The following is a 20,332-nucleotide window of genomic DNA, read 5'->3' as shown; positions in this document are numbered from 1 at the left end:
ACAATGAAACAACACGAATCGGCGGATAATTCTCAAGGCCAACTCTTTATTGTACCTACTCCTATAGGAAATTTGGCTGATATTACCCAACGAGCGCTCGAAGTTTTACAAGCCGTTGATTTGATTGCCGCTGAAGACACTCGTCATACAGGATTATTGTTACAACACTTCGCGATTAACGCGCGTCTGTTCGCGCTACATGACCACAACGAGCAGCAAAAGGCCGAAACGCTGGTCGCGAAGCTCAAGGAAGGACAAAACATTGCGCTGGTTTCCGATGCCGGAACGCCGCTGATTAACGATCCTGGCTACCATCTGGTGCGTACCTGTCGTGAAGCGGGGATCCGCGTTGTTCCCCTGCCAGGTCCTTGTGCGGCGATTGCTGCCCTGAGCGCTGCAGGTCTACCTTCAGACCGTTTTTGCTATGAAGGATTTCTGCCTGCCAAATCGAAAGGGCGTCGTGATGCGATGAAAGCCATTGAGGCCGAGCCACGTACGCTTATTTTTTATGAATCTACCCACCGCTTGCTGGATAGCCTGGAGGACATGGTTGCCGTGTGGGGCGAATCCCGTTACGTGGTGCTGGCGCGTGAGCTGACCAAAACCTGGGAAACTATTCACGGTGCACCGGTCGGTGAATTGCTGGCGTGGGTCAAGGAAGATGAGAATCGTCGTAAAGGCGAAATGGTGCTGATTGTCGAAGGGCATAAAGCGCAGGAAGACGACCTTCCTGCCGATGCGCTGCGTACGTTGGCCTTACTGCAGGCAGAACTGCCGCTGAAAAAGGCCGCCGCGCTGGCTGCTGAAATCCATGGCGTGAAAAAGAATGCGTTGTATAAGCACGCTCTGGAACAGCAGGGAGAGTAACAGGTCCTGGAGTAAACACCGGCTTGTCGGAAGAAATGTCGGAAGAAATGTCGGAAGAACTTACTGAAAGCGTTGCAGCTAAAAGGCAAACTGCAACGCGTTGGGGCAACAAAGGGGGATGTGGTAAGTGCTGTAAACTTTACTTATCAGGATATTGCGAGCCGTCAATCAGGCAACTCACATTGCGGTGTAGCCATAAAAATGAAGCAGGAATAGTAGTAGTAATGGTGGCGGACAGATATTTTTCTACCGCGTCGCACTTCCCCTCACCGGCTATCAGCAGCAAGATCTCTTTCGCATTCAGGATGTCCTTCAACCCCAACGTAATGCCGCGAGTTACGCGATTGGCAGCCGTTTTTAACATGTCATGATGGCGCGTTTTTTCATCAAGTACACTGATATGGCAAAACGGTTCCAGGAGCTCTGCGGGTTCATTCAACCCCAAATGGCCGTTTTTTCCGATTCCCAGCACACATAAATCGAGGCCGCCCCGGCTGGCAATAATCTCTGTGATGCGTTTACATTCCTGCTCGTTAACATTTTCAGATTGAAAACCGACCAGTTGTTCTGCTCGTAAACCCAACGGTTGAGCGATGTGTTGTTGCAGGAAAGATTCACACGTTGCTGGTGAGTTCAGCGGAATACCGACCCACTCGTCCAGTTTCACAAAGACTACCTGCTCAAGAGCGATCTTACGTTGGTTAATTTTTTCGACAAAGTAGCGATAGGTGAGAAGCGGTGTGCCTCCTGTTGCCAGACAGATGGTTGCATCAGGTTTGTTCTGTATCAGCGTAATTAGCTGTTCGCTGGCGCGATCGCTTAATACGTCATAATTGTCGCAGTACTGGGTATATTGCATTTTTTGAGTCCTTTGAAGGAGGATGTTGCAGGCCGCTTCATCCTCTTTTCGTTTAAAGAATGCCAAGTGCTGACGAGATAATAGACAGTACAAACGTCACGCCGATTAACAGTACTGGATGTGCTTTTTTCACCCGCAACAGGTAGTACATCAGTAATGTGTATCCCATCGGTAAAATATTCGGGAATACTTTATCGAAAAAATCCTGCTGCAATGCCACGCTGTGGGTGCTATCGATTGCAAAAGACGTTACAACGTTAATGTGCACATAGGACGCGATAAGTCCGCCAATAACGGTGATCCCAAGAATCGTCGCTGAGCGGGCAATCATCTGCGAATTTTCCCGGACTTTATCGATAGCCTTAATCCCTACTGAATAACCGACATGCGTCCAGCCGACACGCAGGAAAAAGATCATCAAATAAACGGCGAAGAACAAAATGGGGCCCAGTATGTTTCCCTGGCTGGCGAAAGAGGAGCAGATACCAGCCATAATAGGCAGTAAGGTGAACCAGAAAATAGCATCACCGATCCCCGCGATAGGCCCGAACAACGCGACTTTCAAGCCTTTAATGGTGTCGCGGTTTTCTCCCTTTTCTTCCATTGAGATCAGCAATCCCATCAGAAAACCGACCAGGTTAGGGTGGGTATTAATAAATTCTAAATGATCTTTCATCGCCGCACTGAGACCGGCTTTATCGTCCTTATAGATTTTTTTTAGTACCGGGAGCATAGCCCAGGTAAAACCACCTGCCTGCATCCTTTCATAGTTAAAGCTGGCCTGAAGAAGTGACGAGCGAAAGCCAAGGCGAGTAATGTCTTTTTTACTGATTTCAGATCCCATTGCTATAGTCCTCTTCTTCATTGTTTTTATTGGCTACAGGCTGAGGTTGAGCCTGCTGTTTGGCTTTTGCATTGAAAAACTCATATACGGCGAAGCCTGCGCCCAATACGGCGACGGGCAGAAGGTTGTTGACCTGGATGTAGCAAACGAAGAGGAAGCCAGCAATCAGATAAGGTATGTACTGTGCTTTGAACATCACGCGGAGTAACAAACCAAAACCGACTGCGGGTAAAATGCCTCCGGCCACTTCAAATCCATGTGTTAACCAGGCGGGCATGGCTTTTACCAGTGACTGCATAGCGCCCTGCGCCAGATATGTACACAGGAAGGCGATGATGGCGTAAGAAGAAGCAACAATCAGTGTTGTCAGCCAATTCAGACGCGTAAATGCGCTTGTGTTTGCTTCTTTCGCGCAGTTATCGGCTTTTGCCATGAACAGAGAGAATGCTGAGTAAAAGAATAATATTACGTATTGCATTAGAAGGCTGAAGGGCAAACCAAGGCCGATGGCCGTTTTGGCATCCACGCCGGTAGACCATGCGATAACCGTGGTCATTAAACCGGCCATGATTGGATTAGGTGGCTGTACACCTCCTGCGGGGGTCAGGCCGGCAAAAGCCAACTCGGTTAAACCACCCGTTATCAAGCCAATGTGAATATCACCCAGAATTGCGCCAGTTAAAGTACATACAATAATCGGTCTGAATAAAAATAAGGCTTCCAGCCAAAAATCAATTCCCAACAAGAAAACTAATGCAGCCAGGGATATACCCTGAATAAGGGTTATTTCATGCATATAGATCACCTCAAGTAAATAAATCCTTTTATTTTGAAAAAGTTGCCGAGCCTTTTAATCAGGGATCTGTTCTTTTTGATCACCAGGGACATCCTGAATAAAGATATTAACACCCTGTTTTTTTATAAACTGAAGGTCGTCAAGATCTTGTCCGTTGACGTAAACTTTGCTGCTAATCTGTTTTTTACCTTCAGAAAAATGCATATTGCCTACGTTGACGTCATTAAGTTGAATACCGCCTTCAAGCAATCGTCTTACCGTTTGTGGTGTTCGGCAAATCAGAAAGATTTTCTGATGTGGCGCGGCCTTACCGATAACGTTTATGGTTTTATCTATGGAAAAAAAACGGATGCCAAAACCGTAAGTTTCAGCAGTAATGCCCATTAATTTCTGCTGAATCTCATCTTGAGCAACGTCATCATCAACAACGACCAACAGGTTCGCACCAATTGTGGATGTCCATGTGACACCAACTTGCCCATGTACTAATCGGTTATCAATGCGGGTTAATAGAATATTTGGACCACTCATACTTAAATCCTCACCATAAAAAGATTGAATAATATAGATTATTGAAATATATTATTATTGCAGTATCACATTTGAAAATTCATTCAGCATAATTAAAAAATACATATCCTCTATTATTCGAATAATGAGTGCTACCTGACATTACGCAGATAGCACTCGTGAATAAAAAAGAAATATAACGATGGTTATGATGATTCGCAGGCAGCCATCAATTTGTTTGCTGACCCGCATACAGTGATTTTGCTACGTACCACCTCTTTCATAGCATCCATACCGACCCGCATGTAATAGCGAGGATCGTTGCCCTGCGGATTTTCCGCAAACCATGCTTTGACCGCATCGGCAAAAGCGATTTTCAGTTCGGTCGCGACGTTAACTTTGCAAACGCCAAGCTCGATCGTGCGGCGGACGTATTCGTCAGGGACATCGCTTGCGCCATGCAGCACCAGCGGAACGTCGACTACCTCACGAATTTCACCCAGCCGCTGGAAATCGATTTTGGGTGTTTTGGTGTACAAACCGTGTGCTGTGCCGATGGCAACAGCAAGGCTATCTACGCCAGTACGCTCAACAAACCGTTTAGCTTCTTGTGGATCGGTTAGGAAGGCGCTTTCTGCATCCACGCTCATATCATCTTCTACGCCACCGAGGCGGCCCAGCTCAGCTTCCACGCTGCAATCTTTGGCATGGCAAAAATCCACAACGGATTTCACCAGCTTCACGTTTTCTTCAAACGGAAAGTGGCTGCCGTCAATCATTGCGCTGCGCACTCCTGCATTCACTTTACGACGGATATCGTCCAGCGACTCATGGTGATCGAGGTGCAGCGCAAGCGGTATTCCGTAGCTGATGGAATAAGCGCTGCACAGCGCGTAGATCTCTTCCAGCGCGATATGTTTAAAGGTGCCTGGCGTCCCGGCAAGGATCACCGGCGATTGCATTTCAGAGCACACTTCAAGGATCGCCTGGATCGTCTCGGCGTTATGAATGTTGAAGGCGGGTACGGCATAGCCCTTTTTTTGTGCATCCAGCAGGAGGTATTTCGTGGAAATAATGCTCATAAAACGATCCTTTTAGGCGTTCCAGGGATGAATAACAACGCCCTGTACAACGCGGTTCACAGTGCCGCTGGCAGAAGGCGTATCCGGTGTATTGCCGATATTGATGGATTGCGTCAAAGCAAAAACCTGGGCGTAGATCAGGAAGCAGAACGCCAATTCCATATCGATGAAAGTGCGTGCTGGTGGCAGCAGAATATGTGGGCCAGCTTCAATCACCTCATGGGTTTGTGCGGCAATCGCGACAACCCGCAATGCCTGCCGATCGCGGCGTAACTCTGCCAGCAGATCGAGATCGTATTGACGTGTATAGGGATGGTTGGAAACAAAGACTACTACCAGCGTTTCGTTATCAACCAGTGACTTCGGACCGTGACGAAAACCTGTCGGGGAGTCATAGAATGCAGCCAGTTTGCCTGCCGTCAGCTCCAGGACTTTCAGGGCCGATTCACGCGCGACGCCCTGTAATCCACCGCTACCGAGGTAGACGATCCGTTTCCAGGGCTCATTGCCAAATACGCCGTCGCTGAAATCGCCCAGTGAAGTCAGGATCGCCTGGCACCGATCGGCCACGTCGCGGAAGGTCTGACTGTTGATTTTCTCCGGGGCGAATACTGCCAGGCAGCTGGCCATCATGGTGGTAATGCTGCTGGTCATGGCGAAACCACGATCATGTGTCTCCGCGGGCATTAGCAGAGCAAAAGCATTGTCGCTTGCAACTGCGTTTTGATACAGGCTACCTGCTTCGTTACAGGTGATTGGCAGGTGATAACACTCAGGCACAAACTGATTAGCCAGCTCTACCGCAGCAACACTTTCAGGGCTGTTACCTGAGCGAGCGAAAGAAATGAGCAGCAGCGGATGTGCGGGATTCAGGTAATCCATCGGATTGGTGACCAGATCGGTGGTCGGTACAGCGCTGATGTTTTTACCGGTATAGCTTGCCAGCCAGGGGGCGATGATGTCGCCAATGAATGCTGATGTTCCGGCCCCGGTCAGTATGATCCGCAGATCGTTTTTGCGCAGTAATGGTGCGAGAAAGCTGTCAATGGCAGATCGAATGTTGTCGATATTCGTAAGGGAACGGATCCAACTGGCTGGTTGTTGACGGATCTCTTCTTCGGTCCAGGTGCCCGTTACCGCGGTAACAGGGGTATAGGTTTCTGGCATAACTTAAGTCCTTAGTCTTGTAAATTCCACATAAGACGCTGGCGAGAATGTCGCTATCTTTCGTTTCGTTTCACTTGTTCATCTTGTCGATTGATTAAAATCTATAGGAAAGAAATCGAAAGAGCAATAATCCAAAAGGAAATAAAACGAAATTTGTGATCGTGAGAACGAAGGATATGGTTATCTTATTGATCTATAAAGAAGAGGTTGATTGCGATGTGGATCGGTATTTCCATAAGCGAAAGGAAAAGAAAGGCCTTGCGATCGAAGACCGCAGGCCAACAGGATGCAAAATGAAAGGTCTAAAGGGGGAGAGCCTGACCCTGAATCCAAATCTGTTGTAAATATAGCCCGCTATTAAGCGCGATCGCGTCGGCTCGTTTTCCCACTGCTAACGATCCCAGTAGGCGATCGATACCTAACAAACGTGCGGGGTGGAGTGAGGCCATATGAATTGCCTCTTCTGCCGTTATCCCGGTGAGCTCGACCATATTACGTACGGCTGCATCAACCGAGAGCGTGCTACCAGCCAGGCCACCGGAAGCGGTACGCACAATACCACTGTGCATTTCAACCTCCTCACCGCAGAGCGTATAGCATCCGTCTGGCATTCCTGCAGCCTGCATGGCATCGGTGATCAGCACCAGTCTGTCTTTGGCGCAACAGCAGCAAAGCTTCATGGCCGCCGGGTGGACATGGTGTCCGTCAGCGATAAGTTCCAGCCAGGCGCGAGGGTCGGTTAAGCCTGCGCCAACCATTCCTGGCTCCCGATGATGTAAGCCGGTCATACCGTTATAGCAGTGAACCAGTCCGTCAGCGCCGGCGTCAAAAGCTGCGCGGGTTTGTTCCCAGGTAGCTGCGCTGTGTCCCAGCATCACCCGTACGTTGCGCTGCTTCAGATGTTCGATGGCCTGCAATGCACCGGGTTTTTCTGGTGCCAGTGCAACGACACGCAATGTTTGCTGGGAAATCGCAATCAGTTCATCCAGTTCACTGAGTTCCAGTTCCCTGAAAAGCTCAGGCGGGTGCGCCCCTTTGTTCTGCGGCGTAAAGTACGGGCCTTCAAGATAACTGCCCAGCACCTGTGCGCCGGGCCCTCCGGAATGGTAGCGATGGGCAATACGCTCAAGCGCCTTATGAATATCCGGTAGTGGTGCTGTGACGGTAGTGGGTAGCCAGTTGGCTACCCCTTCACGCGCTTTGTGCATCGCCAGTTTGTCGAGCGTATCCGGTGCTTCATCCATCACATCTGCACCCGCGCCCCCGTGCACGTGGGTATCAATGTATGCCGGACAGAGCAGTTCAGCATCGCGGACCATAACGCCGGAAGGAATTGGCTCTATTGCCGCAATGATACCGTCTTCAACATGCAATTGATGATCGTCCAGCCAGCCCTGTTCTGTCAGTAGACGTCTGGCGCGCAGTAGCTGTGTCATATCCCTTCCTCAACGGGCTTTTCCTCACGGCAGCGTCCCAGTTCGTCCACCAGGCTGGTTAAACCCCGGTGCCCGCACTCCAGCGCTTGCAAACGAAACGCTTCGCTGCTCAGGCCGTCACGCTCCAGCACCATCTCCAGGAGCAGTTGCAGATTGGTACCGGTGATCACTTCAGTGCCTTGCCTTTGCATCGCCAGCGTGGAAGCGACGCGAAATGGCGTCCCGCCCAACAGGTCTGTCAGAAACACGATATCTTGCTGCGCATCCAGTTCACTCACCGCCTGTTCAAGTTGCGAAGTGAGTAAGGCAGTGGTAGAGGTTTCTGGAAAGTCGATGGCAATGAACTGAGTCTGTTCACCCAGAATCTGTTTCATCGCTTTTTCCATTCCGCTGGCAAACCCGCCATGACCCGTCAAAATAATACCTAACATCTACAACCCCTTATATTTACAGGAAATGACAGAACTTACCTACGACGCCGAGCACCACGGTAATGGCGATAAGGCGCAGAGGACTCCAGCCACGGCGGACCAGCCAGAACATGGTCAATGTGTAGACCAACGGCAAAAATGCAGGCATCAGCTTGTCTATCACGTCTGTTTGCAGTTTCACTACCGCATCGCCAGCTGTGATTTCCAGCGTAGTGCTCAGGCGAACATAGGTCGCTACCAGCGCACCGATCACCGTCATCCCTACGATGGATGCCGCATGTCCAACTTTTTTGGTGTTAGCTTTAATCAGCGGAATGGCAGCAACACCCATTCGATAAGCATAGTGTGCCAGCCCAAAGCGCAGACCAAGATGAACCACGTTGAACATAACAATAAAGACAACTGCGCCAAGAATAGAGCCTTGCAGCGCCAGGCTGGCACCGATACCGCCGCAAATAGGCAGTAACGTTAACCAGAACATGGCATCACCGATGCCGCCCAGCGGCGCACCCACGGCAATCTTGGTACTTTGAATACTGTTCACATCCTGCTTGGAGCGTTCCATCGCCAGGATAATCCCGATAACAAACGTGACCAGGAACGGGTGCGTGTTGAAGAAGCCCATATGGCCTTTCATCGAACGCGCCAGATCGCGCTTATTGGTATGGATCTTTTTCAGAGCAGGTAACAGGCCGTACAGCCATCCTGATGCCTGCATACGTTCGTAGTTAAAAGAGGCCTGCAACAGCATTGAACGCCAGGCAACACGGTTGATATCTTTTTTCGTCAGTTCGGCACCGATATTCTGGTCTTCGTAGACGTTTTCATTGGTGCCTGACAGCAGCGTTTCTTCGGTTTCGGAAACGTTCGGCAGAGCCGTTTGATTAGATGCCATCTTCGAATTCCTCTTTTTGTGCTGCGGGAGCTGTAGGTTCAGGTGATTTACGCAGAAAATCGATCAGCGCCATTGCCAGTGCTGCGGCGGCGATCGCCAGCACAGGGAGTTTGAGCCAGGCTGCGGCGACAAAACCCAGGATGAAATAGGGGATATAGACGTTTTTCATCATGATTTTCAGCAGTACGGCGAAGCCGATAGCTGGCATGATGCCGCCTGCCACACCCAGGCCGTCAATCAGACGCGTTGGCAGAACATCTATCGCGGTTTTGGCATGTTCCGCGCCAAAGTAAATCGGCAGGAACGCGCATAAAAAGTAGAAGGTCCCCAGCGCGAGCAACGCCAGATAGTTGACTCGCTCAATCCCGGCGGTATCGGCATTCGCTGCCATGCGATCGCAGCGAGCCATCACCCCGGACATCACAGAGAACAGGAAGGTAATCCCCATCTGTACTGCTACGGCGAACGGTACCGCCACACCTACGGCAACTTCAGGTTTCACTCCGGTCGTTATGGCAAACGTGGTTCCTACGATAGTGCCGATAATCACGTTTGGTGGTTGAGCTCCCGCTAGTGGGGCAAGACCCATCCACACCAGTTCCAGCGTGCCACCTGTTAAAATACCGGTATGCAGATCGCCCAGAATCAGGCCGACCAGCGGCCCGAGAACAACCGGGCGGTGCATGTGCGTTAACCCGTTGAACATATCCAGGCCTGCAATAAAGGCGAGAATACCCAACGCAAAAGCCTGCAACAGACTGATTTCCATTGTGAATCCCTCAGAGAAGTTTATAGAGGTCCTGGGCGGGTTCTGTTGGAACGCCCTGAACGAAGCATTCCACTCCAGCGGCTTTAAGCCCGTTGAACGCCGTAATATCGGCAGCGTCTACAGAAACCGTTTTGGCGATTTGTTGCTTGCCGTTGGCGTAGTGCATATTGCCAACGTTGATACGGTTAACAGGAACACCGCCTTCGACCAGACGGAAGAAATCCGCAGGCGATTTGCAGACCAGCAGAATTTTCTGGCGATCGGCGGCACGGTGAATATTGTCGATCACTTTTTGTAGTGACCAGAAGCGTACGGCGATCCCTTCTGCCAGTACCATTTCCATCAGGTTTTGCTGCACTGGATCTTCAGCCACCTCATCATTAGCGACCAGCACCAGGTTTGCCCCCGCAAACCCGACCCATTGCACACCAACCTGACCGTGAATCAGACGTTCATCAATGCGACTTAATACAATGTTTGGCATGGTATTTTTCTCTTTTTTGTTATGCGTTACGATCTGGAGCACCCAGGCAGGCGCAGTGATATTGCTGCAGTATGTCCTGAATATGGTTAATGATGAGTTCTCGCGGCGTGGCGCTGAGATCTCCCTCGCGCACTTTTACGTACTGCAAGGGTAAATACTGGCTAATCAGCGGTAGTGGAATAGGGTCGTCCGCCAGGTTACGTACCAGACGTTCAAATGCTTCATCAATCTGGCTGTCCGGCCAGTAGTAACGAACCCGATCAGAGTAGCTGTATCCACGGGCCAGACGGCGTGCGTTGCCATCACCGTGATAATGGCTCTGCCAGTACTCTGGTCTATCAAGCATTACGCTTTCCAGCACATGTCGCAGGCCCGAGCTGGCTTTTGCAGGCAGCAATTCTTCTTCAATGGCAGCTAACGAAAACAGCGCTTCGCGCAGGGCGAAGGTAAGCGCGGGTCCCACTTTCAGAATAGCGAAGTGGTCTATCACCAGTTGGCGCAAGGACTGTGGCGTTTGGTAATCGGTAGAATGCGCTTCAAAAACCAGCGTGTCGTAGTCTTCCACCATTTTGCTGAGTGCCACGGCTTTCTGCGGTTGATAATCAATGATGTGCGTGTGGTCGAATTCAACGCCAGGTTGCACGACCAGGGCGATAATACGTGCCCATATACCTTCCAGCCCGCGCTTTTCAAAGGCGTGATAGTGGGCCTGCAGCGTTGCACGTGCGGCATCCGGCGTTGTTACCGCCAGTTCGGTTAACGCTTCGTGTGCGCCACCAGGAACCGGAACTTCTGTGCCAATCACATAGACCAGGTCAGACTCGCCAAAATGTGCCATACAGGTTTCTTCGGCGACTTTGGCCAGGCGTGCGGCGCGCTCAGCGACGATTTCATCCGTCAGTGGAACCGGGTCGTTGGCACAAGACATGCTGCAATCGAGGTGGATTTTTTTAAAGCCTGCGGCGACATAGCTCTTGATCAGATCGTCAGCATTGGCCATTGCCTGTTCCGCAGGCAGATTTTGCCAACGGTTTGGCCCGAGATGGTCTCCGCCGAGAATCAGCATATCCTGAGAAAAATCAAGCGAGTCGGCTAATCGGCAGACAAAACTGCGAAAATCGGCTGGCGTCATACCTGTATAGCCGCCAAACTGGTCAACCTGATTAGAGGTTGCTTCGATCAACAGCGGTGTATGATTGGCATGGGCGTAGCGTATTGCGGCTTCCAGTACGATTGGATGCGCGGAACAAACGGCATAAATCCCGTTTGCCTTCCCCCGTTTATGCTGCTCGACCATTTTAGTTAGATGTTTCACTTTCCTCTCCAGGTCAGATTACTGCGACATCAATCTTTCGTTTTGTTTCATTTAATACTGCATCATGGTGTTATAAAAATAAAACGAAAGATAATAGTTTTCCGATCTGTTTCACAAAAGAAACGCAATGAAAGGTTTCAGCGTAAGTTCGTCCGGCTCTTCCCTGCTTGCGGGGCTTGCATTCGCGTAAAAGAAAGGCGTTAATAGATAAAACGAAATAAAACGAAAGGTTCAACTAAAGGATTTCTTATGAGTAACACCGAGTCCTCTGCAGATAAGCGCGTTATTGGCACCAGCGAAAGACGTGAGCAGATCATCCAGCGGTTACGGCAGCAGGGAAGCGTTCAGGTTAACGATCTCTCCTTATTTTTTGGCGTCTCCACGGTCACTATTCGCAACGACCTCGCTTTTCTGGAAAAGCAGGGGATTGCGGTACGTGCCTATGGCGGAGCGCTGATTTGCGAAAGCAATGCGCCTGTTGTGGAGCCTTCTGTTGAAGATAAGAGTTCACTTAATACGGCAGTAAAACGCAGTATTGCCAGAGCAGCCGCAGAGCTGATTCAACCGGGACACCGCGTGATCCTTGACTCCGGTACCACGACCTATGAAATTGCCCGCCTGATGCGCCAGCATACTAATGTCATTGCTATGACCAACGGTATGAATGTCGCCAATGCGCTACTGGAAGCCGAAGGGGTTGAGCTGCTGATGACCGGCGGTCATTTACGTCGTCAGTCACAATCGTTTTATGGCGATCAGGCTGAGCAGTCGCTACAAAATTATCACTTCGACATGCTGTTTCTTGGCGTTGATGCTATTGATTTAGAGCGTGGTGTTAGTACGCACAACGAAGATGAAGCGCGTCTCAACCGTCGGATGTGTGAAGTGGCTGAACGTATTATTGTTGTTACCGACTCGACGAAGTTTAACCGCTCCAGCCTGCATAAGATCATTGATACCCAGAGGATCCATACCATCATTGTTGATGAAGATATCCCAGAGGAGAGCTTGCAGGAACTACGCCGCAGCGGTGTTGAAGTGATCATTGTTGAGTAGTCCCGCTCTAAAATTCAAAAATGTGATCCCATTCAATTAAACAAAAACAAACCATAAGCGAGCTTTTTTAGTAGCTCGCTTTCGTTTTTTTGCATGCTTCCCGTCTCTTTCTCGCATCTTACCCGTTTTGAGTCTTTTCATTTTTTCGGTTTTCTTCGTTTCGGTTTGCTAAAACGAAAGAAAATAGTCAGTTTTGGTTAAATTAAACGCTGAGTCTGTGCGCACAAATTCACCTTATTGCTTCTGATGTAATATATTCAAAAGAAAACGAAAGTGCTAAAGCGCTAAAACAAAACAACATGAATATTTGATGGAGCAATAGAAATGCTGGATAACTTAAGACGTCGCGAGCAAATAATTGATCTGCTGTGCGATCAGGGTAGCGTTCGTGTCGAGCCACTGAGCGTCCATTTTGGTGTGTCATCGGTCACGATCCGCAACGACTTACGTTATCTGGAGCAGAAAGGATGCGTCATGCGCTCCTACGGCGGTGCGGTTCTCAATCAGCACTTCGCCCTTGACCGGCCTTTGCAGGATAAGGACCGGCTGAATCGCGATGTGAAAACGCGTATTGCCGAAAAAGCAGCCAGCTTTGTGAAAGATGGTGACACGTTAATCCTCGATTCCGGTTCGACCACCACGCTCATTCCTCCAATGTTAAAGAATCGCCGCGATCTGGTGGTGATGACCAATGCGCTCAACATTGCGTGGGAACTGGCGAATTTTGAGCGCGTAGACGTCATGATCCTGGGAGGGAACGTCAGGCAAAGCGTCTATTCATTGTATGGCCCTTCAGCAGAACACCAGCTCAGACAATACCGGTTTGATAAGCTTTTTTTGGGCGTTGATGGATTCTGCCTGGAAGCGGGGATTACCACGCCACATCCGGGAGAAGCACATCTGAATCAGGTAATGTGTGAGGTTGCACAGGAGGTCACGGTAGTCGCTGACTCCAGCAAGTTTGGCCGCAAAAGTTTCTGTATGATTAGCGAAATCAGCGGGATTGACCGGGTGATTACCGACAGCGGTATCCCTGAAAATTATCACCGGACGTTAATCCAGCTTGGGGTGGATGTGGTGATTGCGGATGAATAACTGAAATTGCTGGCGAGATTTTCTCGCCAGCAGTGTTTTAGTGGGTCAGCGTACCCTGTTCAACCAGCAGCAATGCGGCACCGCGAACCCCGCTGGATGCACCATGGATGGCCGGGAATACGCGGGCAGGCTCTAATCCCGGGAACAAGTAACGTGACATGGCCTGCGGCAGCAACGTATAAATTTCCTCGATGTTGGAAACTCCACCGCCGAGAACAAAAGCATCGACATCCAGAATCAACTGCAATTGCGCCAGCGTACAACCCAACATATCAATCCATGCTTCTATGGTTGTAACGGCGCTGGCATTGCCATGACGATAATGCTCCAGCAGGGTCTCCATTTTGAGTTGTTCTCCACTGAAGTGTTTGTGGAGCCACAGTAAACCAGGACCGGATTGATAGCGTTCCAGACACCCTTGTAAGCCACAGCCGCACTTCAACTCCGGCAAGTGATAACGACGCATAAACGTTGCCGGAAGCGGTAAATGGCCGAACTCACTGGCCATTCGGTTGCGACCCCGATACAACTGACCGTCAATGACTAACCCTCCACCCATGCCGGTGCCAATAATGGCACCAAAAATTCGGGAGAACTGGCGAGCCTGCTGGGTATGGGCTTCCGAGAGTGCAAAACAGCAGCAGTCATTGTCCAGTTCAACCGAACGATTGAGGCGGTGGGCCAGATCGTTCATCACCTGGCGTCCTGTGAGGCATGGCACGTTAGATGACAGTAATTTTCCGGTATGTCTGTCCATAAGACCGGGCATGCCGATGCCAATTTTTCCTTGCGTTCCAGTCGCCCAGTCGGCGGTATCAATAAGTGAAGTAAAGGTCGAAAGAAAGAGTTCATAATCCTGCACTGGCGTGGCGACGCGCTTACGCCAGCAAACTTGCATTTCCTTATCAAAAGCGACAATTTCAGTTTTGGTTCCACCAATATCAACACCGTAAAACATGCCTCATCTCCTCCGGCTTCACAGCGTAACCAGACAGTTTTCCTTGCGAGCGCGCTCTGCGGCAAAGACCATTAAGTGACTTTCCAGTGATTCATCTGGGCCAGAAAGAATCATATTTTGATCGTTGGCCATCACTGCGTGGATAAAGCGATCCATCAGATAGTAATCGCCACCACCATGCCCCCCCATCTGGGTTTGTGTGCCAGCGGCGATCTCCTCGATCTGATGCACTGTTTCTTTGTCTGTCAGGAAATCAAACACCCGGATTTGCTCGCCATCACCTTCCAGATAACCTCTGGTGCCAAACAGGCGCGTTTTTCGATCTTCCATTTTGGTAAACGCGGTCATGGTAAAGGTCACTGTCTGTTGGTGGGCAAAACGTAAGTTAACAACCTGATGATCCACCACATCATTATCACAACGATAAACGCAACGACCATAAGGCCCATCGCGCAGCGCCTGGCGAACATTCTCTTCGCTAGGATCTGCAGTCAGCACCCGACGGAAGTGTGGAGTGCATTTGTGGTTTTCACCCAGATAAATTTTGCAGGCAGACCAGGGACAGGTTGCTTCAACCCGACAATCAAGGCAGCGGTCGGCGGCACCAGCAGGCTTATTCTCTTTCACAAAGTGACTCAGGCTACCAAATGATCCTACGTCCTGGCAGTTGTCGCTCATGATGTAGCGGATCCAGTCCAAATCATGACAGGATTTCTGTAACAACATAAATGACGATTCTGCTTCATTGCGCCAGTTACCACGTACAAACGAGTGCGCCTGATGCCAGTAACCTACGGGTTCGAGATGCTGCATGCTGACAATATCGCCAATTACGCCATCATCAAGCAGTGATTTCAGCTTTTGCGTATAGCGGGTGTAACGCAGGACGTGCGCGACGGCCAGTAATACGTTGTTGCGTTTGACCGCATCAATAATGATCCGGCAATCTTCTGGCGTAGGGGCGAGCGGTTTTTCCAGCAGAATGTGATAGCCGAGATTAGCAAACGCCACGGCAGGGTCTTTGTGCATATTATCCTGCGTGCAAATAAGTACCACATCGGCCATTTTGGGTTGGGCCGCAGCTTCTTGCCAGTCGCAAAACACGTTATTTGGGTCAATCTTATGCTGTGCGACAAACTGCTGGCGGTATGCCTCTCTGGGCTCGGCAACGCCTACCACCTGCATTCTGTCTGGATGTTCAAGCGCATAGCGAGAATATATTTCTCCGCGCGCACCAGCCCCTACCACTAATACGGTCACTTTATTCGCACACATATAAACCTCTCATTTTTCACTTAGCCTGAATAACGGTCAGACCAAATTTTCTTCATGTTTTTTATCAAACAAAAAGGCGGCTTCCAGATTAAATTTCACTTTGATAGATTCACCGGGAAGTGGGGTCCAGTCGGGTGAGGAGTTAATACGTAAGATCATATGTTGCTCACCAATATCAAAATGCAGAAGGTCTTCGTTGCCCATCCTTTCTACGTTGGTAATGTGCGCATCGAACGCCGAGGCATCATGCTGCGAGGCTAACTGAATGGCCTCTGAGCGGATGCCAAACCAGACGCTGGAGTGCGGATATTGCTCCAGTAGGTTACTCAAGCGCGTATTTAATGGCAGGATTAAATTATCAGCCAGGCGCAGGCCACGAGTGCTGGGGTCAATATCAAGCAGCATAATATTCATTGCCGGATTACCAATAAAACCAGCAACAAATTTATTCCTGGGGTGATGGTAAATATTCCCTGGGGTATCCACCTGCATAATACGACCGCCATTTAGAACGCAAATCCTGTCTCCCATCGTCATCGCTTCAATCTGATCGTGCGTGACGTACACCATGGTTGCGCTCACGCCTTCGTGACGCAGTTGTCGATGCAGTTCTGTCAGCCGCACGCGCATTGAAACACGCAGTTTTGCATCCAGGTTGGACAGCGGCTCATCAAACAAAAAAACGTCTGGCTTACGCACGATGGCCCTGCCAACGGCTACGCGCTGGCATTGACCGCCTGAAAGCTGACCGGGCTTTTTGTCGAGCAATGTTTCGATTTCCAGCTTGTGTGCAGCTTCCCGGACGCGGATATCAATCTCTTCTTTGCTCATTTTCCCTAACAGACTGAATGCCATATTTTTATAAATCGTCATGTGGGGATAGAGGGCATAATTCTGGAAGACCATGGCAACGCCTCGCTCCTTTGGTAGCAGGTCGTTGACGCACTTCTCTCCGATTGCGATATGGCCATGAGTGATATCTTCCAGACCTGCAATCATGCGTAGCAGCGTTGATTTGGCGCAGCCTGATGGCCCGACAAACACCATGAATTCGCCGTCGTGGATTTCAAGATCAACGCCATGGATCGCCTGAAAGCCATTGGGATAGACTTTGCTTACTGCCTGTAATTGAATACCTGACATAACACTGCCCCTTATCCTTTAATTCCGGCACCAGCGATGCCGCGAATAAAATAGCGCTGGAAGAAGATATAAAGTAACAACATCGGGATAATCGCCAGCAATGCGCCCGCCATTAACATCGGATATTCCACGCCTGAGCGGCCAGAAAGTGAGGCTAATCCTACTGGTAATGTCATTTTATCCATGGAGGTGTTGACGATCAGCGGCCACATTAAATTATTCCAGCTCCACAATCCGTTAATAATGACGCAGGCAATCAGTCCCGGTTTAATTAATGGCAGCATAATTTTGAAGAAAATAGTCAGATGGTTATACCCATCCATAATGGCTGCCTCTTCCAGTTCTTTAGGTACTGACAGAAAAAACTGACGTAATAAAAAGGCGCTATATATGCTGAATAAGCCCGGTAGCACCAGTCCAGGAATTGAGTTCAGCAAACCGATTTTTTCAACGGTTAAAAACTGTGGGATTAAAAAGATCTGACCGGGCACCATCAGAATTGAAATACACAGCATAAACAGGACATCTCGTCCTTTGAAACGCAGTCGGGAGAAACCGTACGCTGCCATTGCCGCAATCAGCGTCTGCAAAATGACGATGACCAGCGTGGAGACGATCGAGTTAAAGTAAAAGCTGCCAAAAGGCATTTCATGCAAGATTTTACCGTAAGCCTGAAACCCTGGGTTGGCGGGTAGCAGTATCGGCGGAAAGGCGATGCTTTCTGCCTGGGTTTTAAAAGAGGTGATGATCATCCAGATAAACGGAACCACCGTTACCAGCGTCGCGAGGATCATCAAGCCGTAAATTAGCCATTTTTCACGTTTTGTCATGAACATCGTGGTGCCTCACTGTGCTTTAAGTCGTTTACCAATCCATATTTGCAGCAGCGTCAGGACCATCGTGATAACGAAAATCACCACGGCGATTGCTGAGGCATACCCTTTTTCATGGTAGATAAAGGCGTATTTATAGAAGAGATAGGCGATGGTCATCGTCTGATCGTCCACCATGGATGAACTGCCAAACAGCAGATAAACCACATCGAAAATTTGCAGCGTTTCGATAAAAGAGATCACCAGTACGAAAAACAGCGTTGGGATCATTAGCGGTAAGGTAATAGACCAGAATCCACGCAATTTGCTGATGCCATCCAGCGACATCGCTTCATAAATTTGTTTGGGGATCCCCTGCAATCCAGCGAGCAGAATGATCATCTTCAGCGCAATAGCCGACCAGATGATAACCAACGAGGCGCTCAGACGGACGACATCGGGATCGGATAACCAACCGATGGCCGGAAGATCGAAAAAAGCCAGGATCTGATTAATTAAGCCGAAGTTTCGGTTCATCAACCACTGCCAGACCATAGCAATGGCCGCAGGCATAGTGACAGCGGGTAGAAATAACAGTGTGCGAAACAACCACTGACCGCGAATCGCCTGATTCAGGCCAATTGCGAGCAGTAATGACAAAATGGTGATTATCGGTACGCAAATAAAAACATAGGCCAGGGTGTTATATATTGCTGAACGAAACTCATCATCGCTGAATAAATTAATATAGTTATCTAAGCTGATCGTCGTCCAGATCTGAAACTCGCCCAGGTCGGTGAAACTATAAAAAACGTTCTGGAAGAATGGAGTAAAGTAAAAAACAATTAACCCCGCCAGTAACGGCATAATCATTATCCATCCCCAGAAGCGTTCTTCTTTTTCCAGCTTGGTCAGGGATTTTTTATGCACTTCCCTGGCTGGTAATTGTGGGGATGCAGCTTCATCTGAATAGCTCATACAGACTCCGGGATGCTCACTGTGCAACCAAAATATATTGCGTGGGCGAAAGCGAGAGGGAGCATGGCTCCCTCAGGATTATTTCTGCATTTCTCGTTCAACGCGTTTTGCAACACCAGGCATGACTTTTTCTGGGTCAGTACCCGTCCAGACTTTTTTCAAGCCATCATTCAGGATGCTATTCCACTTGGCGGTATTGGAGCCTGCGGTTGGATATTTATGTGAGAAAGCCAATGAATCGATATAGGCTGAAACATCAATACCCTTAAAGCCTTCAGCCCACTCTTTGGCCACTTTTTGGTTAGCGGGGATCACGACTTTTCCCGTAGCCAGCGTCTGCTGCGCATGCTCAGAACTCATGAACTCAATGAACTTCCACGCCGCATCTTTATGCTGACTTTTTGCTGACATGGCAAATGCCAGGCTATGGGATACACCTGCCTGCTCTGCCATTTTAGGCATTGGTACCACGCCGATGTGATCCTTAATCAGCTCATTTTGAGAGAAGGGTAATGCCCACCATGAGCCTGCGTAGACCATGGCAGCCCGGTTTGACTGGAAGACATCCGAGGCTTCCATCTCGCCTGGCGGTTGGATTAGTCCCGCGTTCAGCATGCCTTGAACATCGCGATAGACGGCGATGGCTTTGTCATTGGCAACATCCGTTTTGCCCTCAGGCAGGACAATCTTATCGCCAGCCTGTAATAGCAGGTTAAAATAACTGTCCTGTCCGCTGCTGAATTCCATTGCCAGTGGATAAGACTGTTTATCCAGCCCTTTACGCAACTGCACTGATTTTTGTTTTAAATCGTCCCATGTCCAGTTTTTATCGGGATAGCTCACGCCAGCCTGATCGAACATTTTTTTGTTGTACCAGACGGCAATTGCATCAATATCCCTTGGGATGGCATATTGCTGCGACTGGTATTGATAGGCATCGACTGAACTTTTAACAAAATCATCCAGTTTCGGCGCTGATTTCTCTTTCAGATAATTGCTCAGTGGTTCCAGCATGCCATTTTTAACATATTGCTGGAAATTAGGCATATTCATCCAGAATACATCCGGTGCTACATTTCCACCGACTGCTGAACTTAGCTTGATAAAATATTGGTCATAAGGTGTTAATTCAATTTCGACTTTGATGCCAGGGTTGTTTTTTTCGAATTCATTAACGAGCTGTTGTTCGCCAGGGAGTTGATTACGGTCCCATAACGTGTAGCGTAATTTAACAGGCTTTGCGTCCGATTGGCCTTCAGCACTCGCTACGACAGGAGTTGCCAGTAAACAGGAAATAAGACAGGCCAAAGCGACATTATTTTTATTCAGGGTATACATAACTTCCCTCTTTATTCAGGTCAGAATGCTTATGAGGTAAATTACAGGAGCCTATGAATAATCTGTTTTACATCGGAGAAAGTCAAAGCGGTAAAAAATAGGGGATTATCGCATTAAAACAAGGTCGTCTTTCGGTAGGTTTCTCTTTTATCAAAACGAAAATATAACATAAAACAATGGTGATGTTATTTCGTTTAATTTCATGTTGTTAGGTTTATTTTG

21 protein-coding genes are annotated in these 20,332 nt (G+C 49.1%); 3 read left to right on the top strand and 18 right to left on the bottom strand.

Annotation, left to right across the window (positions count from 1 at the left end; all coding sequences use genetic code 11):
- Positions 1 to 3 precede the first annotated feature (3 nt).
- Positions 4 to 867: a 16S rRNA (cytidine(1402)-2'-O)-methyltransferase gene (gene rsmI, locus OGX86_RS21660; RefSeq protein WP_003024942.1), complete on the top strand. Its 864-nt coding sequence runs from the start codon at positions 4 to 6 to the stop codon at positions 865 to 867.
- 139 nt (positions 868 to 1,006) lie between these two features.
- Here the strand turns inward: rsmI and OGX86_RS21655 are convergent, their stop codons facing one another.
- From OGX86_RS21655 to kbaZ, 12 genes are all read right to left on the bottom strand, one after another.
- Positions 1,007 to 1,726 carry a galactosamine-6-phosphate isomerase gene (locus tag OGX86_RS21655; RefSeq protein ID WP_048225698.1) on the bottom strand — a complete coding sequence of 240 codons (720 nt, stop codon included), beginning with the start codon at positions 1,724 to 1,726 and terminating at the stop codon, positions 1,007 to 1,009.
- A gap of 52 nt (positions 1,727 to 1,778) precedes the next feature.
- Positions 1,779 to 2,570 (bottom strand): PTS galactosamine transporter subunit IID, encoded by a 792-nt coding sequence (gene agaD, locus OGX86_RS21650; RefSeq protein ID WP_048225696.1) that lies wholly within the window; start codon positions 2,568 to 2,570, stop codon positions 1,779 to 1,781.
- Entirely contained in the window at positions 2,560 to 3,366 is an 807-nt protein-coding gene (gene agaC / locus OGX86_RS21645) for a PTS galactosamine transporter subunit IIC (RefSeq protein ID WP_048225694.1), read from the bottom strand. Before agaC ends, agaD begins: the two co-directional genes overlap by 11 nt.
- A 54-nt stretch (positions 3,367 to 3,420) precedes the next feature.
- A complete protein-coding gene (gene agaB, locus OGX86_RS21640) occupies positions 3,421 to 3,897 on the bottom strand; it encodes a PTS galactosamine transporter subunit IIB (protein WP_048225693.1) in 477 nt (158 codons plus the stop codon).
- Between the two features lie 185 nt (positions 3,898 to 4,082).
- Positions 4,083 to 4,958: a tagatose-bisphosphate aldolase subunit KbaY gene (gene kbaY / locus OGX86_RS21635; protein ID WP_284106148.1), complete on the bottom strand. Its 876-nt coding sequence runs from the start codon at positions 4,956 to 4,958 to the stop codon at positions 4,083 to 4,085.
- 12 nt (positions 4,959 to 4,970) lie between these two features.
- Positions 4,971 to 6,125, bottom strand: coding sequence for an AgaS family sugar isomerase (locus OGX86_RS21630; RefSeq protein ID WP_048225688.1), 1,155 nt, complete (start codon positions 6,123 to 6,125; stop codon positions 4,971 to 4,973).
- Positions 6,126 to 6,427: 302 nt separating this feature from the next.
- Positions 6,428 to 7,561 (bottom strand): N-acetylglucosamine-6-phosphate deacetylase, encoded by a 1,134-nt coding sequence (gene nagA, locus OGX86_RS21625; protein ID WP_168978922.1) that lies wholly within the window; start codon positions 7,559 to 7,561, stop codon positions 6,428 to 6,430.
- Positions 7,558 to 7,992 (bottom strand): PTS galactosamine/N-acetylgalactosamine transporter subunit IIA, encoded by a 435-nt coding sequence (gene agaF / locus OGX86_RS21620; RefSeq protein ID WP_038634146.1) that lies wholly within the window; start codon positions 7,990 to 7,992, stop codon positions 7,558 to 7,560. The genes nagA and agaF overlap by 4 nt, the downstream gene beginning before the upstream one ends.
- Before the next feature lie 16 nt (positions 7,993 to 8,008).
- Entirely contained in the window at positions 8,009 to 8,887 is an 879-nt protein-coding gene (agaE, locus tag OGX86_RS21615) for a PTS N-acetylgalactosamine transporter subunit IID (RefSeq protein WP_003024929.1), read from the bottom strand.
- Positions 8,877 to 9,656, bottom strand: coding sequence for a PTS N-acetylgalactosamine transporter subunit IIC (agaW, locus tag OGX86_RS21610; RefSeq protein ID WP_003839998.1), 780 nt, complete (start codon positions 9,654 to 9,656; stop codon positions 8,877 to 8,879). The genes agaE and agaW overlap by 11 nt, the downstream gene beginning before the upstream one ends.
- Positions 9,657 to 9,666: 10 nt before the next feature.
- The gene (gene agaV, locus OGX86_RS21605) at positions 9,667 to 10,140 is read right to left on the bottom strand and encodes a PTS N-acetylgalactosamine transporter subunit IIB (RefSeq protein WP_003024925.1); all 474 of its coding nucleotides are present in this window, start codon (positions 10,138 to 10,140) and stop codon (positions 9,667 to 9,669) included.
- 19 nt (positions 10,141 to 10,159) lie between these two features.
- Positions 10,160 to 11,455 (bottom strand): tagatose-bisphosphate aldolase subunit KbaZ, encoded by a 1,296-nt coding sequence (kbaZ, locus tag OGX86_RS21600; protein ID WP_020996349.1) that lies wholly within the window; start codon positions 11,453 to 11,455, stop codon positions 10,160 to 10,162.
- 249 nt (positions 11,456 to 11,704) lie between these two features.
- Between kbaZ and OGX86_RS21595 the strand changes: the two genes are divergently transcribed.
- The gene (locus tag OGX86_RS21595; RefSeq protein ID WP_048225683.1) at positions 11,705 to 12,511 is read left to right on the top strand and encodes a DeoR family transcriptional regulator; all 807 of its coding nucleotides are present in this window, start codon (positions 11,705 to 11,707) and stop codon (positions 12,509 to 12,511) included.
- Positions 12,512 to 12,835: 324 nt separating this feature from the next.
- The gene (gene agaR, locus OGX86_RS21590) at positions 12,836 to 13,606 is read left to right on the top strand and encodes a transcriptional repressor AgaR (RefSeq protein ID WP_003024920.1); all 771 of its coding nucleotides are present in this window, start codon (positions 12,836 to 12,838) and stop codon (positions 13,604 to 13,606) included.
- A 37-nt stretch (positions 13,607 to 13,643) separates the two neighbouring features.
- Here agaR and OGX86_RS21585 read toward each other — a convergent pair whose 3' ends face one another.
- The 6 genes from OGX86_RS21585 to OGX86_RS21560 all read right to left on the bottom strand — a co-directional run bounded on the left by OGX86_RS21585 (position 13,644) and on the right by OGX86_RS21560 (position 20,110).
- Positions 13,644 to 14,564 (bottom strand): ROK family protein, encoded by a 921-nt coding sequence (locus OGX86_RS21585; protein WP_008785896.1) that lies wholly within the window; start codon positions 14,562 to 14,564, stop codon positions 13,644 to 13,646.
- Between the two features lie 18 nt (positions 14,565 to 14,582).
- A complete protein-coding gene (locus OGX86_RS21580) occupies positions 14,583 to 15,839 on the bottom strand; it encodes a Gfo/Idh/MocA family protein (protein ID WP_048225681.1) in 1,257 nt (418 codons plus the stop codon).
- Positions 15,840 to 15,875: 36 nt separating this feature from the next.
- On the bottom strand, positions 15,876 to 16,982 hold the full coding sequence (locus tag OGX86_RS21575; protein WP_042311210.1) for an ABC transporter ATP-binding protein: 1,107 nt from the start codon (positions 16,980 to 16,982) through the stop codon (positions 15,876 to 15,878).
- An 11-nt stretch (positions 16,983 to 16,993) separates the two neighbouring features.
- Positions 16,994 to 17,818, bottom strand: coding sequence for a carbohydrate ABC transporter permease (locus tag OGX86_RS21570; RefSeq protein WP_003024907.1), 825 nt, complete (start codon positions 17,816 to 17,818; stop codon positions 16,994 to 16,996).
- 9 nt (positions 17,819 to 17,827) lie between these two features.
- On the bottom strand, positions 17,828 to 18,772 hold the full coding sequence (locus tag OGX86_RS21565) for a carbohydrate ABC transporter permease (protein ID WP_048215478.1): 945 nt from the start codon (positions 18,770 to 18,772) through the stop codon (positions 17,828 to 17,830).
- Between the two features lie 78 nt (positions 18,773 to 18,850).
- Positions 18,851 to 20,110, bottom strand: coding sequence for an ABC transporter substrate-binding protein (locus tag OGX86_RS21560; RefSeq protein WP_048225679.1), 1,260 nt, complete (start codon positions 20,108 to 20,110; stop codon positions 18,851 to 18,853).
- Positions 20,111 to 20,332 lie beyond the last annotated feature (222 nt).

The organism is Citrobacter sp. Cpo040, assembly GCF_030332915.1.
Taxonomy (GTDB): domain Bacteria; phylum Pseudomonadota; class Gammaproteobacteria; order Enterobacterales; family Enterobacteriaceae; genus Citrobacter; species Citrobacter portucalensis.
This window is presented reverse-complemented; position numbering and strand designations above follow the sequence as displayed.